This is a genomic window from Paenibacillus hubeiensis, assembly GCF_032334105.1.
GTDB lineage: Bacteria > Bacillota > Bacilli > Paenibacillales > Paenibacillaceae > Paenibacillus > Paenibacillus hubeiensis.
Map to the genome: position 1 here is coordinate 181,045 of NZ_JAVYAE020000004.1, position 18,150 is coordinate 199,194.

At 49.2% G+C, this 18,150-nt stretch carries 18 protein-coding genes and 1 other annotated feature; of the genes, 1 reads left to right on the top strand and 17 read right to left on the bottom strand.

From position 1 onward, the window contains the following. Window positions 1-132: 132 nt before the first annotated feature. From rpsA to RSX24_RS14175, 11 genes are all read right to left on the bottom strand, one after another. Window positions 133-1,347, bottom strand: a complete 1,215-nt coding sequence (rpsA, locus tag RSX24_RS14125; RefSeq protein ID WP_236419831.1) for a 30S ribosomal protein S1 — start codon at window positions 1,345-1,347, stop codon at window positions 133-135. A gap of 142 nt (window positions 1,348-1,489) precedes the next feature. Beyond that, on the bottom strand, window positions 1,490-2,077 hold the full coding sequence (locus tag RSX24_RS14130) for a lysophospholipid acyltransferase family protein (protein ID WP_236419833.1): 588 nt from the start codon (window positions 2,075-2,077) through the stop codon (window positions 1,490-1,492). Next, window positions 2,074-2,778: a (d)CMP kinase gene (gene cmk / locus RSX24_RS14135; RefSeq protein WP_236419835.1), complete on the bottom strand. Its 705-nt coding sequence runs from the start codon at window positions 2,776-2,778 to the stop codon at window positions 2,074-2,076. Before cmk ends, RSX24_RS14130 begins: the two co-directional genes overlap by 4 nt. Window positions 2,779-2,990: 212 nt before the next feature. Next, complete coding sequence (locus RSX24_RS14140) at window positions 2,991-3,215, bottom strand: hypothetical protein (protein ID WP_343260966.1); 225 nt, start codon at window positions 3,213-3,215, stop codon at window positions 2,991-2,993. A 76-nt stretch (window positions 3,216-3,291) separates the two neighbouring features. Beyond that, the gene (locus RSX24_RS14145; protein ID WP_236419838.1) at window positions 3,292-3,945 is read right to left on the bottom strand and encodes a flagellar brake protein; all 654 of its coding nucleotides are present in this window, start codon (window positions 3,943-3,945) and stop codon (window positions 3,292-3,294) included. Between the two features lie 124 nt (window positions 3,946-4,069). Continuing rightward, complete coding sequence (gene ypeB / locus RSX24_RS14150; RefSeq protein WP_236419840.1) at window positions 4,070-5,419, bottom strand: germination protein YpeB; 1,350 nt, start codon at window positions 5,417-5,419, stop codon at window positions 4,070-4,072. A gap of 346 nt (window positions 5,420-5,765) precedes the next feature. Next, window positions 5,766-6,458 (bottom strand): glutamic-type intramembrane protease PrsW, encoded by a 693-nt coding sequence (gene prsW / locus RSX24_RS14155; RefSeq protein WP_236419842.1) that lies wholly within the window; start codon window positions 6,456-6,458, stop codon window positions 5,766-5,768. A gap of 42 nt (window positions 6,459-6,500) precedes the next feature. Then, a complete protein-coding gene (locus RSX24_RS14160) occupies window positions 6,501-7,115 on the bottom strand; it encodes a genetic competence negative regulator (protein WP_339273274.1) in 615 nt (204 codons plus the stop codon). 185 nt (window positions 7,116-7,300) lie between these two features. After that, entirely contained in the window at window positions 7,301-7,651 is a 351-nt protein-coding gene (locus RSX24_RS14165; RefSeq protein WP_236419846.1) for a hypothetical protein, read from the bottom strand. 86 nt (window positions 7,652-7,737) lie between these two features. Continuing rightward, complete coding sequence (locus RSX24_RS14170) at window positions 7,738-8,202, bottom strand: hypothetical protein (protein ID WP_236419848.1); 465 nt, start codon at window positions 8,200-8,202, stop codon at window positions 7,738-7,740. After that, on the bottom strand, window positions 8,199-8,792 hold the full coding sequence (locus tag RSX24_RS14175; protein WP_236419850.1) for a type II CAAX endopeptidase family protein: 594 nt from the start codon (window positions 8,790-8,792) through the stop codon (window positions 8,199-8,201). Before RSX24_RS14175 ends, RSX24_RS14170 begins: the two co-directional genes overlap by 4 nt. A 326-nt stretch (window positions 8,793-9,118) precedes the next feature. Beyond that, window positions 9,119-9,350: a binding site (T-box leader), on the top strand. Window positions 9,351-9,557: 207 nt separating this feature from the next. Between RSX24_RS14175 and serA the strand changes: the two genes are divergently transcribed. Next, complete coding sequence (gene serA, locus RSX24_RS14180) at window positions 9,558-11,153, top strand: phosphoglycerate dehydrogenase (RefSeq protein ID WP_236419852.1); 1,596 nt, start codon at window positions 9,558-9,560, stop codon at window positions 11,151-11,153. Between the two features lie 195 nt (window positions 11,154-11,348). On the opposite strand, the gene RSX24_RS14185 is transcribed toward serA, so the two are convergent. The 6 genes from RSX24_RS14185 to RSX24_RS14210 form a co-directional block, all read right to left on the bottom strand. Then, a complete protein-coding gene (locus RSX24_RS14185) occupies window positions 11,349-12,728 on the bottom strand; it encodes an ATP-binding protein (RefSeq protein WP_343260967.1) in 1,380 nt (459 codons plus the stop codon). 55 nt (window positions 12,729-12,783) lie between these two features. Next, window positions 12,784-13,500 (bottom strand): response regulator transcription factor, encoded by a 717-nt coding sequence (locus tag RSX24_RS14190; RefSeq protein WP_236419853.1) that lies wholly within the window; start codon window positions 13,498-13,500, stop codon window positions 12,784-12,786. A 153-nt stretch (window positions 13,501-13,653) separates the two neighbouring features. Next, complete coding sequence (gene ccsA, locus RSX24_RS14195) at window positions 13,654-14,916, bottom strand: cytochrome c biogenesis protein CcsA (protein ID WP_236419855.1); 1,263 nt, start codon at window positions 14,914-14,916, stop codon at window positions 13,654-13,656. After that, window positions 14,913-16,586, bottom strand: a complete 1,674-nt coding sequence (gene resB / locus RSX24_RS14200; protein ID WP_236419857.1) for a cytochrome c biogenesis protein ResB — start codon at window positions 16,584-16,586, stop codon at window positions 14,913-14,915. Before resB ends, ccsA begins: the two co-directional genes overlap by 4 nt. Before the next feature lie 14 nt (window positions 16,587-16,600). After that, complete coding sequence (locus RSX24_RS14205; protein WP_236419859.1) at window positions 16,601-17,128, bottom strand: redoxin domain-containing protein; 528 nt, start codon at window positions 17,126-17,128, stop codon at window positions 16,601-16,603. A gap of 139 nt (window positions 17,129-17,267) precedes the next feature. Then, the gene (locus RSX24_RS14210; RefSeq protein ID WP_236419861.1) at window positions 17,268-18,017 is read right to left on the bottom strand and encodes a pseudouridine synthase; all 750 of its coding nucleotides are present in this window, start codon (window positions 18,015-18,017) and stop codon (window positions 17,268-17,270) included. Window positions 18,018-18,150 lie beyond the last annotated feature (133 nt).

Consider the following 18,150-nt stretch of genomic DNA (forward strand, 5'->3'; position numbering starts at 1 on the left):
TCCATGATGCGAATTTCAGTACGTTGTTTTTTTATATAACGACAATCGGCGAACCCTAGCGGGCTCGCCGATCTTGCTTTATTGTTCAGCAAAATATGCAGTATAAACTAAGAACCATGCATTGATTAAAGCTTATTTGAATTTGCTGAGTTTGTCGCCGAACAGTTCGCCAAGCGTAGTGCTCATGCCTTGATTGCTCAAGGAAACGTTCGGGTTGTTGATTTCTTCACGCGGTGCGCTGTTTTTCGCAGGTCTTTCTGCTTTTGGCGCTGGAGCAGGAGCTTCTTCCGTTTCTTTGATGCTCAAGCTTACACGTTGTTCGGCAGGGTTCATTTCCAAAATTTTGACTTGAACTTCCTGACCTTCTTTCAGTACTTCATGCGGTGTTCCGATGTGTTTGTGGGAGATTTGCGAAATATGCACAAGTCCTTCAACACCTGGAGCAATCTCAACGAAAGCACCGAAATCAACCAAACGTTTAACCACACCAGTTACGATGTCGCTAGCGTTGAATTTGTCGCCGGCAGTTTCCCAAGGTCCTGGTTGCGCCGCTTTGATGCTCAAGCTGATTTTGCCTTTTTCCGGATCAACTTTCAGCACTTTTACGGTCACTTTGTCGCCTTCGGAAAGAACGTCGGATGGTTTGTCCACATGAGTCCAAGCCAGCTCGGAAACGTGAACCAGACCGTCTACGCCGCCAACGTCAACAAATGCACCAAATTGAGTCAGGCGCTGCACAGTACCTTCGATGACTTGGCCTTCTTGCAGGCTTGCCATAACTTGTGCTTTGTTAGCTTCGAATTCAGCTTCAAGCACATCCTTTTGGGACAGGATCACTTTGTTGTTTTCGCGGTCAAGTTCTTTGACTTTAACGCGCAGCGTGCGTCCTTTGTAATCGCTGAAATCTTCAACGAAGTGACGCTCAACCATGGAAGCCGGGATGAAACCGCGAACGCCCACGTCAGCAACCAGTCCGCCTTTAACGACGTCAGCCACAACAATTTCGAATACATCCTGATCTTCAAAGTGCTTCTGCAGTTGATCCCAAGCATTTTCGCTGTCGATCGCGCGTTTGGACAGTACGAGCTTTTCTTTCTCGTCGTCGATGCTAAGAACTTTAGCTTCAACTTCTTGTCCTACTTCAACGGCTTCGGATGCGCTGCCCACATGCAAGGAAGACAATTCGCGGATTGGAATGATACCGTCATATTTATATCCAATGCTCACATAAGCTTGGTTATCTTCCAATTTGACGATGGTTCCTTTAACCGTATCTCCTTTTTTCAAGGAAACGAATTGATCCAACTCATCTTGGGTTGCTTCTTGATTCTTGATTTCTTCCGACATGTCAAATACCCTCCTCAATTCAAAAACCCCATTATATTCAAACCTGCCTTGGCAGAGTTCAAAACACTTTCAGCACTGAACGTTCAGGCTTAGCTTCCCTCAGCCCCCTGAAATCATGCATTCAGTCGTTCCAAGCAGACCTTTATTGGCTCGGCTTGCCTGTCCGCACCATCTCGTTGATTTTGGACATGATTTTCTCGGTCGCCCTTTCCAGCGCATCGCCGGCTTGGTCGTCCTTGAATTCTTCCAAATCGACAGGTGCTCCATACACCACTTTCATCTTACGAAATAATTTATAATTGCCAATAATAGCAGCCGGAATGACCGTTGCGCCACTCCGGAGAGCAAAACTTGCTGCTCCCTTTTTTCCGATCCCGCCGTCATTGTGACGACTGCCCGAAGGAAAAATCCCCAACACTTCACCATCGCGCAAAATATTCAGCGACGTTTTGATGGACTCTTTGCTAACGCCCCCGCGCTTGACGGGAAAAGCGCCAACCGCCCGAATGACTTTACCTAAGACCGGGATGTCAAACAGCTCGCTTTTGGCCATAAAACGCACTTGACGATGGATCATGATCCCTACGGTCGGCGGATCGAAATTGCTGATATGGTTGGAGCATAATAATACGCCGCCTTCGCGGGGAATGTTTTCCCGTCCGACTGCTTCCAGCCGAAACATGATGGCGTACAGGATCCGCAGAACCGTTTTTGCAAAGGTGTAAATCATAGACCTACCTCTCCTCTGGCCATTGTGCAATAAGCAACAATTTTGTCAACCACTTCACGGATGCTCATTTCGGTTGTATCCAGAACTATGGCGTCCTCGGCACAACGAAGCGGCGAAATTTCCCGCTCTGCATCCAGTTTGTCACGGGTGGCAATATCTTGTTCCAGTTGCTGCAATGTCAATCCATCTGAAGGGTCCAGCTCCTTGAAGCGCCGAAGAGCTCGCTCCTGTACGCTTGCGGTCATGAAAATCTTCACTTCTGCATCCGGCAGCACCGTTGTTCCGATATCGCGTCCATCCATAACGACGCCCTTGCGCAAAGCCATTTGCCGCTGGGTATCCACGAGTTGTGCACGCAGCCCCTCGATTTGCGCATATCGGGACACGATTCCCGTTACTTCACGAGAGCGGATTTCCATCGTTACATCTTCCCCATTACAGAACACTTTCTGTCCGGAGGGGTCCGGTTGTAAATCAATGCTCAGCTCGCGGGCTTCCCGAAGTACCTCCGGCACGTTGTCCGGCATGATGTCATGCCGCAGCATGTGCAGAGTTACCGCACGGTACATTGCGCCGGTATCGACGTAAACATACGCTAGCGTTTCTGCGACCAAGCGGGCTACGGTGCTTTTACCGGCACCAGCAGGTCCGTCAATCGCAACGTTCATCTTCCCGTTCTCTGATGTGTTCTGGCTTGCCAACGGGGCATTCCTCCTCAAACGATAAGCTTCAAAAAACGCCAAAATAATGCATTTTGCTGAAGCCGGACCGCGATTAGCGGCAGTTTATCTTGCAATATCAGCAAGCATAAGCGCTCGGGCTTGTTTCTTGTCTGATATTTAAAAAACACAGGCATTGCCTGCATCGTGAAAATTATACCACACTATGCACATGGATGCAAAAACAGGCAAGTTCAATGGCCTTGAACCTCGGCTGGATCCTGCATGCGGACGGGCGTGCCCTCCATACGGCCGATCGGGGTCAGGTACTTATTCAACCAAGGCACCTGCATCAGCAATTGATACGCGACGAGAAGTACCACAAGTATGCCGATCAGTTTAAGTGCCCCTTTTTCCAATCGGTCCGACAGTTCGCAATACAGCCTTACACGGCGATGAGATGTATGGTCTCGTTCCAAGGCTAATCCCCCGTTTTTCTTTTACGTTGCCCGGCGGAACTCCTTTTTATTCCAACGCGCGAAACACGCAGAAGCTTTATTTGGTTCGATACTCAAGCTGCCGCTCAAAGCAAAATTTAATGATTTTCTGCCGTTCGGAATCCGTGATCTGGGTGAATTTGAGCATGTGCAGCAGCCTCCCGCTTTCCAGCGTTTTGATCCGAACCACCTCGGCTTCGAACGGGACGTGTTCGATCGTGGAATTGCGGTAAGGGATGAGCAGCCAGCAATTCAGCTTCTGTCCTTCCGAAATGGAGAACCCGGATTCGCCAAAAATGGATAGACCGCCCCCGCCAATGTCATCAGTAAGGGCCACCGCCCGGTTCAAATCCTCTGCCTGGATGGCGATTTCAAGGCTGGCGCGAACACGCAAGAAGCTGCGACGCTGGATTTTGGTAATATCGTCCGCTTGCGGCTTGCGAATTCTTACCAATCGGACGACGTCTTCCTCAAAGCCGGTTACGTAAGTATTGAAAAAATGCCGCACGCCTTCTTCATTCATGTAATAAATCGACAACTCTTCGCCAAAATAGAGCCTTTTCAGTCGGCTGCTACCCTGCTGCATCGGGACCTCGATCAAAAAACTGTTCTGGTCTTCGTCGGCGATGCGGGATTTGAATTCCTTGCCGGCTTCTTTCTCGTCTGCAGACGCAATCTGAATATATAGAACTTCATTGATTTTGGGATACAAGCTGTCACCGCCACCTTAGCCTTATAATCTTCGTATGTACGAAAGTATTATACCATGATGCTTCTCACATTGGACAACAAAAAAACAGGCCCGAAAAGGCCTGTCATTTTGTCTTATACTCAATTCAACGCGTTGCAGCGTTAATAGGTTTGATTTGTTCGATCGCTTCTTCAACACCGTTATCGGCATTTAAGTAAATGCGGTACTTGGAGCCATTGATCCGGCCGCCGTATTCGTAGCACAATACTTCCTTGCCGTCATCGTTTTTGATCAACGCTTTACGGGCGTAATTGACCTTGAAATCCGGATTCAGCTTTTCGCGCGTCTGTTTTGCGGTCATGCTGGCTTTGGGAATCTGGCGCTTGTCATTGTGCTCATACACGAAATCGCTAGCCTGGAAACCGGTCACATCACCGTTGTCGAGACCTACGCGAACGGCCATCTTCTCAGGATAGATCAACGTGTCCCCGTCCTGGCGCACAAATGTCAAATTTCCCATGTTTCCGAATTCGTCATAGTTCACGGCCTTCATATTTTTGTATCCTTTATTGGTGAGGAAGCGCTCTGCCTTCGCCACGGCCTCCTGGCGTGAAATCTTTTTCGTTCCCACCGGACGGGTGTCATTATATGAAATCAGCAGCCCGCCATTACGGGTGAAGTCCATAGTTACCCTTTTGTCTTTGGCGTGTTCGACCGTGGCGGTGTAAGATTCCCATTCCGTCCCTTTGCCGTTTTCTTGAACTTGAACCTTGCTGGCGTCCGCGTCGGCAAACTTGGCAGCCTTTTCTTTGATTTGTTCTTTGGTCATGGGCGGACCGCTCAGTTTTTTTACCGTGCGTTTGGAATAGATGCTGGCCACCGATGGTCCCCAATCCAGTTCAGGGTACTCACCAACTTTTTTGTCAACGGTACGGAAGCCATCCACGATGGTGTTGTCCATCGCTTTTTCCTCCGTGGCCATGGCGGTTTCAGCGTCCATCCAGCGCAACCGGTTCGAGATGACTTTTTGTTGAACGTCTTGCAAATTTTTTGTGATCTCGGATGAATTTTCATACAATCGTTTCAAATTCCCGATTTCTTTCTCCGACAGCGGCTCTTTCGATAAGTCCCTCATGGATGTCTTGTAGGCAAAATTCGAAATGCGGGACAGAAAGTCTTCGGTTTGATTGAACGGCAGCATGGTCAAAGGAAGCTGGTTGATCTCATTCTGCGCTTCGCTCGTAAGCCTCCATACGTTCATCAAGCCTTTGCGATGCATTCCATGCGAGGTCGAATGAACCGCTAACGTATTGCCGATCTCGGAATGCAGCTTGTCCATATGAAAAGACAGATCGTGAAAAGCGCGCTGATACTGGTTTTCCGCTTTGATCAGTATCGCGTTTTTTTCCTGATTCTCTTGGTAGCCCCACACCAGGGCACCGATCAACAGGATCGCGCATACCGGGAACATGACTGAGCTTAGACGTTTATACATCGGTATAGTCTCCTTTCTTCTGGACCACTGTCTATATTGTGGATCGAAGAAAGGGCTCTTATGCATCGAATTCCAGTACTAGGCCAGAGAACTGTCACCAACCTCTTCAATTTCGAATTGATCGCGGTTGTCGCAGAGGCATTGCTTGAATCCCGTCTCGATTTTCCCCCGCTCCCTCTTGCCCCTTAACGTGAATCGCTCTCCGCACCGTTGGCATCTGATTTTGATTTTGATCCTCATGACTTTTGACTCTCCGTTTCCACTCTTTCAAACTCCCGGGCATTAAAAAACACACCGAGGCTCCGTAACGCGTTAAGCGTTCCATGCCACCAGTGTGTCCAAATATTCACAATTTAACCTCTTCCTCCCGCTTCAAATAACGGAAAGGTGAGCGGTTGTTTGCCCGCGTAATCTTGCCAATGGCCCCGTACCACAACCCTGCCATCAACGGTGCAATGAACCATAACCAATTGTTCACCATCGTGTTCATGATGACGTCGTACAGCGAATGCCAAAAGAATGGAAGGATCAGGGATAGTGCAAGAAACCAGCGTTTCCTGTCTGGCGTGAACTTGGCCCTGCCCAGGTAATACCCCATAATGACCGCGAACATCGCATGCCCCGATACCGGCAGCAATGCTCTAAGGAACATGACGGATACGGAGGCGTTGCCCGCAAAAGCGTATAACACGTTCTCTACCGTAGCAAACCCAAGCGAAACTGCCACGGAATACAAAATGCCGTCATAAGGCTCGTCGAATTCGGTATGGTTATAAATAATATGGTAAATCACAAACCATTTGACGAATTCTTCGACCCCGCCTGAAATGACGATAGCTTCAAGGTAAGGGTTTTCGCCGAGCCACATCATCATGCCTCGCTGGATAATCATGACGGGCAGTACCATCAGGACCCCCATGATGAACACGCGCAGCACCATATGAAGCGGCTCGGAATCATAACGATCTTTCAAATAAAAATATGTTAACAAGGCGAGACCCGGAGCTACTGCTGCCGCTAAAACCGAAAACAAAAGCACCGAAATTCCCTCCCCTGACTAAGACGCGTATACAACTGGAACTTAATCCTGACGTTTAAAATGCGTGCAGATCACTTCAATGGCCTGCTCAGGCATGACCACTTTTCCGTATTCTTCCATCACTGCCGGAGTAACGGAAGAGCCTTCGCCGAATTCGGCGAGCAGCGCGATCAATGCCGCATGTTTATTCGAATCAACTTCGTCTGGTTCAAAATGCAGGAACCAGCGATCCTTATAAGAGTATAGTCTTCCTGCATTCGTAACATGCTCACGAAGCATATGAGCCGCTTCGATCAGCACCTCGAAATCTTTGAACGCATACACGATGGAATCGCTCTGCTCCAGAGTAACTTCCATTTCGTATACTTCCTCAGGCAGATCATCTTCATGACCTGAGCCATATTGCTGCGGATCGTATTTCCCACGGGTCACAATGACAACCATGCCTTGAGCGGGAAGTGCAAACACTTCAACGGCAAGCGGACCTGTAGCATCGAATCCAAGCTCGGAATAGGCCTGATCCATCATCTCGGTGAACAGTTCATGAACCTTGGGTATTTCCTGCCACATATCTTCTTTTTGTATTCCGCGCTCGCTCAGATCGTCAAAGGTCAGGAAAATCCGTATCTTATCGTGACTTAAACGTTCTATTTTCATACAGGATCTCCCCTTTATAAGCAAGTCTTATAACAGATTATGAAGCACCAAACAATATGTGCTGAAAATAAATCTATGTAGACATGTTATCATTTTATGCCTTCAATTGCACGAAGTAAAATCGACAAAAAAAGAATCAATCCACAAAAATAAAGCTGTGGTTGATTCCCAATCCGAATTTACGATTATAATCCGGGAATTGTCGTGTTGGTTTGGCTCAAGATCTGCTCTACTTCACGTTTGACATCCGGATTTGTTCGTATGAAATCCATGAGCATGCCCATGTTCTCTTCTTTTTCTTTCGGAGATACGGTTCTGGCGGCTTTTTTCGCCGAATTCCGATCAGAGTCGTGGTGCCCGTTCTGTTTGGCACTGAACCCATCCATGCCGGGGAACGTCATTTCCATCATTTTGTGCTTGGCCTGATCCATCATGCGGGAAGAACCGGAGGAAAACATCGGGATTTTGCCCTTGGCCAGCCAGGAACTAGCCACAGCTCCAATGACCACTCCAAATAAAAAGGATGACGCCTTCATCAAACCAACCTCCTCATTTTGTAAAAGCAAGAGTATTGTTTGCGTGAAGACGCCAACTCATTCTGCATAAAAACAGGAAAATGCCATTATGAAGGCCACCAAGGCAAGAACGTGCTTGGCGCAGGTGCCCCCTTAATCCCCCACCATACCAAGCTGATGGTCAACATCACAAAGATAAAAATGAGCGAGTTGACAAAACGTTTGCTGAAACGTAAACGTCTGGACGGATGCAACTGGGTACGCGTCGGCAGCTCTTCAGCGACAACCGTCGACTCCTCATCCCCGTTCGCTTGTTTTGTTTTTTTGGAACGAGCAGGAATTCGACTTGGAAGCACAGGGCTTTCCAAAGAAGAGGCAAGCGCCTTGCGCTTTGATCTCGGCACGGATATGGAAGTCAATTGCACTTGGCCTGCTTCCTCAGCGATCACGGCTGTTTCGACGACAGAGACCACCTCGTGAGGCTCGAGCAAGCGATCTTGCGACTTGCTTTTCTCCGATTGGCGAGTACGCTGACTGCCATATGTCTTTATTCTGCTTAACTGCTGATTCATGATCCCCTCCGAAAACGTATGGCTAGACCGGACACCAGATCAATGACAAAATGACACAAGATCGGTGCCCACAGGGTTCCGGATTGTATGTAGATGTATCCCAACCCATAGCTCGAAACAAATACCCATCCCGTTGGAATCCAATGGCGTAAATAGCGAATGTGGATCACTGCAAAAACGATGCTGGTCCAATAAGGCCCGATCGCATGCTGGATTGCACCACGAAACAACAATTCTTCACATATCGCGACGATGGCCGCGATGCATATGATGTGCCACACCGGGCGATGTTTGAAAAGCATCTCATTGATTCCGCCGTCGTCCATGCTTTCCTGTGGAATGACATAGGAAAGCACAAGATCCATCACAAGCATCACGCCGGCCAAACCAAGCCCCCACCAGACAAAATGGATTTGTTCAGGCAAAGCCAGCACTTCCAGCAAGTTTCTTTTTTGCAACAAAACCCAGATGACCCCGATAACCAATGTCAAACCTTGCGTAAAATACAGATTCACCAAGAGCAAACGTTCGGTGAGCTGCTGCGGCTGCACTTTTTGAAACTTGAATTTGCGAAACTTCGGCTTTTTCATCCTGGATGCATGTCCTTTTGATTTCATATTTGTCGTAACAAACCATGTTTGCCCAACTGGATAGTATACTAAATGATATCCAAAAAAACAATTCGATTCAAGACCTGCCTCAAGTCCCGGTTTTTCGGGATTTTCGGCCAAAAAGAACGATGGCTCATCCATTTTCACTTCCCCAAAAAAACAAACCCTTATTTTATTGTTCGAATAATGTCTTATCATGGTTTCTAATCCTTGTTACATCGACAATATCCGCATCTCCATGAAAATGTTCAAGCCTATTGACATGCTCATGTCAGCCATGATACATTATGAAAAAATTAGTCAAGCCAAACACGATGATGGAAAAAAGACATTGCATTGTACATTCAGAGAGCCGATGGTTGGTGCAAATCGGTGGCAGGCAAATGTTCTTGAGCGCTCCTGAGTTGCTGCGTTGAAATTGGAGTAGGTGCAGCCGGTTAAGACCCGTTAACCTCTTCGGTCTATATGACCGCTAAGACTGTCGTTGCGAAGCGACGGTGAATTAGGGTGGTACCACGAATAACTCTCGTCCCTTATTGCGCAAGCAGTATGTGGATTGGGAGTTTTTTTGATTTCGCATGAAGAATAGCAGGTATGGTCACCATCCTATTTTCTATACCCGCCTTCTCTACTGCGACACCGCGTTGTCGAGCGGAAGAATCCATCCGGTTTTAAGGAAAAGACCTTTTTGATAGGGACTGGACCTTGACGATCATAGATAACCATTTCAAGGAGGAAGAAACCATGTACAAAGTGTTAGTATCAGACCCGATCAGCGATCTGGGAATTCAGCAGCTGGTGGAAGCAAATGATGTGGTAGTTGAGAAAAAGACCGGGCTTAGCGAAGACGAGCTGGTTGCCATCATTGGCGAATATGACGCTCTCCTCGTTCGCAGCCAGACGCGTGTAACGGAACGCATCATGGAAGCAGGCTCGAATCTCAAGGTGATCGGACGTGCCGGCGTTGGCGTCGACAATATCGACCTTCAAGCCGCAACTCAACGCGGAATCATCGTGATTAATGCACCTGACGGCAATACCATCACAACCTGTGAACACACATTCGCAATGATGATGGCTTTGGCACGCCATATCCCGCAGGCCTATGCCAAAACGATACAAGGTACATGGGATCGCAAAACCTTCCTTGGCGTCGAATTGCGCAACAAAACGCTCGGCGTGCTGGGAATGGGAAGAATCGGCAGCGAGGTGGCCAAACGCGCCAAAGCGTTCGGCATGGATATTCTTGCTTATGATCCGTTCCTGACTGAAGAACGCGCGGAGAAACTTCAAGTCAAGCTGGCAAGCGTGGATGACATTATCCGCAATGCGGATTTCATGACGGTTCATACGCCGTTGACGCCGGAAACCCGCCACATGATTTCCAGACCACAATTTGAAGTCATGAAAAAAGGAATGCGCGTGATCAACTGTGCCCGTGGCGGAGTCATTGATGAAATGGCGCTGGTTGAAGCGATCGATCAAGGCATCGTAGCCGGTGCGGCATTCGACGTCTTTGAAGTGGAACCGCCAGCTGCAGACCACCCGTTTCTGAACCATCCAAACATCATCGTGACACCGCATTTGGGAGCTTCGACCGTTGAGGCCCAAGAAAACGTAGCGATTGACGTTTCGGAGCAGGTTTTGCATATTTTGCGCAACGAGCCGTTTAAAAATGCGGTAAACATGCCAGCCGTGGCTCCATCCGTCATGAACAAATTGCAGCCATACTTCAAACTTGGCGAGACCCTTGGCAGCTTCGCCGCTCAAATCACGCAGCAAGCCGTTCAGGAAATTCGCGTCGAATATGCCGGCGATTTGGCAGAGGTGGACATCTCTCCTCTAACTCGCTACATTGTCAAAGGCGTGCTTGCAAGACATCTCGGACCGGAAGCCAACATCGTCAATTCCATGCATTTGGCTAAAACGCGCGATCTTAACGTCGTCGTAAGCCAAACGTCGAAAACCAAAGGTTTCACAAACCTGATCACGGTAACGCTCGTAACGACCCAGGATGCACAAGAGCGGCGCGTGGCAGGCACCTTGCTCGCAGGCTACGGAGAACGCATTGTCCGTTTGGACAAATTCCCGGTAGATATCGCTCCGGAAAGCCATCAAATCCTTATTTCGCATAACGATAAGCCTGGGATTATCGGACGTGTCGGCACACTGCTTGGTCAAAATGATGTGAATATCGCCTCCATGCAGGTTGGACGCCAAATCATCGGCGGCGAGGCCATCATGATTCTGACGGTCGACAAGGAAGTGCCGAAAGAGGTGCTCGTCCAGCTGACTGCACTGCCGGAATTGAATACGGCGGTAGAGATTGTGTTGGAGTAGTCATTCATATTGTATTTTTAGGAAAAGAGTCGACCCTTCAAAGGTTCGACTCTTTTTTGTGTTCCACGTTGAACAAGATTAAACGGTAGCGTTCAACAAAAAAACACCCCTGGAAGAGAGGGTGTTTTCGCATTTATTGTATAAAGACTGCTCATAGGTAGGGATTCTACCGAATTTTGCAGTTCTTTCGGGAATTCAAACAAGCAGAATAAACTCGGTTCCTTTCCCAAGCGCGCTGTTGACGGTAATCGAGCCTTGATGGGCATCGACGATATTCTTCACGATGGCGAGGCCAAGCCCCGTCCCTACGCTTTCGCCGCGTACACGCGCTTTGTCCGCCTTGTAAAACCGCTCAAATATAAACGGGACATCCGATGGCGGTATGCCGGCTCCTTCGTCGCGAATGACAATCTTGGCTGATTTGGTACGATTGTCTGTCAGTCCGCCAGCCTCAATGTATACATTTTTGCCCGAAGGCGTGTGGCGAAAGGCATTGTCGAGCAGATTGGTGAACACTTGCTCCAACCGATCTTCGTCCGCCTCGTAAAGCGTGATGACAGGCTGCTCGCAGCGCAAATGAAGCTGAATCCCCTGTTCCTTTGCACGTACCGAAAACTTGCGGTATATCCGTTCCAATAACTCGACCAGATTGATTTCCCTCATGGCCATATCGGTGTGTCCCGCATCCATGCGGGCCAGATCCAAGAGATCCTTGACCAATCTGCCCATACGCAGCGATTCGTCGTGGATAACTTGGATCAGTTCTTCGCTTTCTTCCGGCGAAGCCGCCATCCCGTCTAACAAAGCCTCACTATACCCTTGCATCATGGATAAAGGAGTACGGATTTCGTGAGACACGTTCGCGACAAAATCGCGGCGCATCTTTTCCATCCTGACTTCCTCGGTAACGTCCCTAAGTACGGCAACCGCTCCTCGAACCACGCTGTCCTCGTACAGCGGAGCCATCTGCACGGACCAGACGCCCTGCTGGACATGAACGTTCGAACTCTGATCCTCGCCATCTTCCATCACTTTTTTGAACAAAGGGATCAACGGCTCGGGAACATCCCGGGATGAAGCGCCCCTATGTGCCGGTTCGCCTGCCTCCTCTTCTCCGGCCCAGTCCAGCGACTCCCACGCCTGCATAATCTTCTCTCCAGGCGGGTTGGTCAATATAATCTTGCCTTCGCCGTCAAATGTCACGACTGCATCCGTCATGCTCCTCAGGACGCTGGCCAAATGCTCCTTTTCATGATTCAGGTTGCGAATGTTGTCTTCCAATTGTGCCGCCATGTGATTGAACGTGTTGGCGAGCTCTCCGATTTCGTCGCTTGTAACCAGAGACAAACGCGTGCCATAGTTTCCCTTTCGAATGGCATTGGCCGCCTGAATCAGCTGCTGCATCGGCTGCGTGATTTTCGTAAACAAAAAGAGCGCAAAAAATGTCGTCAAGCTGAATCCGATGATGCAGACATAAGTAAACAGACGTTTGATGTCACGCGACTCGGATTCCGCAAAATTGGTATCGATATAAGGCAGCAAAAAAAGACCTAACGCAATAAGTACACAACCCACAAGGCTAATAATGGTTAGCCACAGCTTCCCGACCAGTGACCTCCAGAAAGCGAAACTACTTCGGAACTTCCAGTTTATACCCGACACCCCAAACGGTCGTAATCATCGCTGCCGACTCCGGCGATACTTTGTTCAATTTCTCGCGCAAGCGCTTGACATGTGTATCGACGGTACGAAGATCACCGAAAAATTCGTAATTCCAAACATCTTTAAGCAGTTCTTCTCTGGAGAATACCTTGTCGGGCGATGTTGCCAGATAATGCAACAATTCGTATTCTTTCGGCGTCAGACTGATCTCTTCCCCGCCGGCTGTCACGCGATGTGCATCGTGTTCGATGACCAGATGAGGGAAGACGATATTGTTGCTGGAATTGCTTTCTTTGGACAGGTAAGCCGTCGCGGAAGAGCGTCGCAGGATCGCTTTTACCCGGTAAATGACTTCACGCGGGCTAAACGGTTTAACGACATAATCATCGGCTCCGACCTCAAAGCCCTGTACCCGGTTAATCTCTTCTCCCTTGGCCGTAAGCATCAAGACAGGGGTCGACTTGACCTGTCGCAAACGGGTGCATACTTCCACACCATCCATGCCTGGCAGCATGACGTCCAACAAAATCAACCCATATTCCCCTGAAGTCGCTTTTCGCAGCGCCGTTTCCCCATCCTCGGCTTCATCGATTTCATATCCTTCTTTTTCAAGATACATCTTTAACAGTCTGCGGATTCGCTCTTCGTCATCCACGACCAGAATGCGGTTCTCATGTTCTGCCATTCCAAAATCCAGCCCCTTTGCAATAACTGCTTATCCACTTCTATTATGTTCGACTTTGCGAACAATATTTGAATGCCCCGATTGAACGCAGGAGCCGCATGTGTATTCCATCGTTTCTTGCCGGAACGTAGAGCAAACGCCCGACTTTTCGTCCTAGTCCGCTCCAGCGTAGGAATGAAGGCCGGCAATAATCAAGTTCACGCCGACCAGCGTAAACATGACGACCAAAAATCCCAGTACTGCAAGCCATGCCGATTTCCGCCCCTGCCATCCGCGGGATAAACGCAAATGCAGATAAGCGCTATAGTATAGCCATGTAATGAGCGCCCATACCTCTTTGGGATCCCACCCCCAAAACCGGCTCCAGGCAATCTGTGCCCAGATCATCGCGAAGATCAATGCCCCAAGTGTGAAAATCGGAAAACCGATCGCGATGGCCCGATAGCTGATCTCGTCCAGATCGTCCGCATCGATGCCGTCCAGCAGCGGTTGCAAAGCTTGTCCTAACGGCCTTCTTACAATCAGTCGGATGATGCCGTAGAGAATCAGGCCAACGATGATGGACCAAACTACGGTGTTTAGTTTGCGTCCCGCATTGACCCCGTTCATCCAGGATGGTGTCTCCAGCAGCGGTTGCTTCATGCCGAGAAACGGTTTCATGCTCTCCACTTCACTATTGTATGGTCCAAAAATGGGGGGCATGCGATAAATCACTTTATCTATTGTACTATTTTCCTGTACCTCTGTGTCAATGGCAGCAGGCTTTTGCACGAATACTGCTTCATATCCCGCACCGCGAAATGCGAAAACCACGCCGATAAAACCAATCACAACGACGATGGTGACCATCGTGAACTCGACCCAGCCGCGCTGGCGGCGCGAGTTTTTGTCTTTGCCGCTGAAATCTACGGTGCGCAGCAAATACATGAAGCCGGCGGCGAAACCGACGGCGAAAAATGCCTCGCCGAGCGCAGCCAGCGTTACATGAATTTTCAGCCAGATCGACTGCAGCGCAGGAATCAGCGGCTGCACCTCCTGCGGAAACACGGCGGCATAGGCCATGATGAGGATGGTCAGCGGCAAAGCGAACAAACCAAGCAAAGATTTGCGGTAAATCGCATAGACGACGATGAACGCAACCATGATCATCATGGAGAGAAAGCTCATGAACTCGTACATGTTGCTGACGGGAATATGTCCCGCTCCCATCCAGCGGGTCGCAAAAAATGCCAAGTGGGCGATCAGTGCAACGATGGAAGCAACGAAAGCCCTTTTGCCCCACTGCGCAACATGCTTTTCGGGTTCGCGATTGCTCCATTTCTTGCCCATTACGGCGACGGCATATAACAAAAACGCTGCACAATACAGAAAAAAGGATACGATAAATGCATCGCTGCTGAAATCCAATAAGCTCATGCCCGATTCCCCCCGTTATCCAACGACTTTTCGTGCGCCTCCAGATTCATATGCTGTAAAATGGCAGCAACTTCACGCCGGAAACCGAACCAGTTTTTATTCGTGTGTCCCCCGAGCGTAAGCCGGCCGTCGTCGATGCGTATCCATATGCGGCGGTGGTTCCAATAAAATCCCATAATCAAACCAAGCATAATAATTGCGGCCCCGACCCAAACGAAGGGCATTGCTTTGTCGACACGAATGTTCAAGTAGCTTATCGATGGGATGATGTCAACGTTGTCCATGCTGTCCACTTCCAGCCGCAGCGGCACCTCTCCACCGACAAGCTGTTTGTTGATTTCGTCCTGTTGAAACCGCTGCTGGTCGATCTGTTTTGGAAAATACAAATACTGGATGCCGTCATCCGGGAGCTCCGGGCCCGCAATGTGCAATAAAAAAGCGGGTGCATTCGGCGATGGTGATTTGGATATCGGCTCGCCCTGCTCGTCAAGCGCGAAATCCATAAATTTTTTCCTGACCTCGATCGTATACGGCCCAGCTTCAAATTGTTGCTGTGTATCCACCATATCCAGCTTAATCGAGCCGAACTTTTCACCTGTCGATGCGCTGACCAGCTCCGGGGTAACCGAACGAAGGGTCGGGGTTAAATCATAATCGAATTGATATGCCTTCAAGCCCTTGTAATTCAAAGGGTCATTCACCCTGATATCATGCCTCGCAACCTCGACGAGCCGGGGTTCCTTGGTTAAATCGGAACAATCGGCCGTACATTCGTACAAGACCGCTTTGGTTTCAAACAGTTTCGGCACGGTTTTGTTCAAGTTGCGGAACTGCTCCGGCACCTCGTTCTCGTCGTAAAATTCCACCGTAAACTTCTCGTTCTTCAAGTACATGGACGTATTGGGGATTTTTCGGATCTCCCCTTCCGGAAAAGCGACATGCTCGTCCAGATTCAGACCAGGCAAACCTCGCGCAAGCACGGCCAGCAAAAAAATGATCAAGCCGATATGAATGACATAAGGTCCCCATCGGCTGAATCGCTGCTTCTCGGCAAGCAATGCACCGCCTTCGGTGTGTACGCGATATCCTTTCTTTTTCAGCGGCGTAACCGCTTTCGTAATCCAATCTTCGGCAGCCTCATCAATGTGGCCTTGGTAGGTGAGTCGTTGCCTCGTCAGAAACTGCATATGTTTACGTATTTTTTGCTTGTTCAGTGCCTTGTACAGCGGAAGGACCCGGTCAAGGCTGCATATAACCAGCGAAGCACCGATCATGACAAGCAGCAGAATGAACCACCATGACTCATATGTATGGGATAACCCCAGCAAATAATAAACATGCCCCAATTGCCCGTAGGTTTCTTTGTAATACACGGAAGGATCGATATTAAGAAAAGTGCTTTCCTGAGGATAAATCGTTCCCAGCATCGAGCCGAGCAGCGTGAGCACGATCAAATACACGGCGATCTTGACGGATGAAAAAAAGTTCCAAACGCGATCGATGATATTGGGATTCTTTCGTTGTGAACGTCTCGCCATGCCGTCATAACGCATCTCGAGCACTTCGTTCGATTGGGCTTCCGCCTCCAGCAGCGGCTTTCCGCATGCTTCGCACAACACGGTGCCGGTCGGATTCTGGTGTCCGCATTCGCATTTCGTATTTTGGAACACGACTAGACCTCCTGTCAGGGCTGATTGGCCAGTTGCGAAATTTTCGCGTCAAGCGTGTTCAGATCAAGCTGACCGATGTGAATGGTCGAGATTTTGCCCGTATTCGATACAAAAAACGTGGTTGGCATCGGCGATATGCCATAATTCCGGATCGAAGTTTTGTCGCGGTCGAGCATAATCGGGAATGTAATGCCAAGCTGCTGCACGAAATTTTCAACGGTCATCCGATCCTCGCCAGCATTAATGCCGATGAATTGAACGCCTTTGTCTTTCCATTTGTCCGCTTGAGCTTGAAGGGCAGGCATTTCTTTGACGCAAGGCTCGCACCAAGTTCCCCAGAAATTAATGACCAAGGCCTTCCCTTCATACTCATCGGACGCATGTACCTGACCATCCAGGCCCAGCAATTCAAAAGAAGGAGCCTTGTCTCCTTCTCTCGGCTTGCCGTTCGAGCCGGATACGGACGTGGAAATGGCGTATCCGCCCAACACCAGGATCAATAACAAAATGACGATTTGCACCGTTCTTCTTGATTTCCCCATGTGCCGCTCCCCTTTTGAATGACTGGTTCTTCCCATGCTTTTTCCTGTTCATCGATATTTCTGTGAACATCCTATGAACAATTATAACGAATTTCGTCACAAATCCGCGGCGGTTTTATGAATTTTGTGTGTCCTTCGTTTACCTTTTTTTCATTTTTTTGGCTGGTTCCGATTTGGCGAGCTGGATCAGGTTGTTCACCTCTTCTTTGGTAAGCGGACGCGTGAGCCCTCTCTTCAGGTTTTGCAGCAAAATGCCGCCAAACGCAATCCGCTTCAGCCGGGTCACCGGATGGTTGATCGCTTCGAACATACGTCTGACCTGACGGTTACGGCCTTCGTAGATCGTAATCGAAATGACAGCCTCTTTGCCATTCGGGTCCACATCCTTGTATTCCACTTCAGCAGGTGCGGTCATCCCGTCTTCGAGCATGATGCCGTCCCTTAATTTCTCCAATTCGCTGCCGTGCGGCACACCTTTCACCGTAGCGAGGTACGTTTTGGGAACATGGTGCTTCGGATGCGTCAGCAAGTGGGCAAACTCACCGTCATTGGTCAGGATCAGCAGCCCTTCGGTATCGTAATCCAGACGGCCTACAGGATAGACCCGTTCCTTCACACCTTTGAGATAATCGGATACGATTTTGCGGCCCTCCGGATCGGATGCGCTTGTAATGACGCCTTTCGGTTTGTTCATCAGCAAGTACACTTTCTTCTCGCTGCGGATCGGTTTGCCGTTTACCGTGATAATATCCTCGTCGGGGTTCGCTTTCGTACCCAGTTCGGTTACGACCTCCCCGTTAACTTCAACCTTGCCGGACAGGATCAGTTCCTCGCTTTTGCGGCGGGATGCAATTCCTGCCTGTGCAATAATTTTTTGTAATCTTTCCATGTTTGTCATGTCACCTCACCCTAATGATACCCATCAAGGGCAGAAATCACAAGAAATATCCGTTCAAATGGCAAACTGGATATCGCTCATGCTTTCTATTCTTCTCATAATGCTGCCAAATAAAAAACCCGCC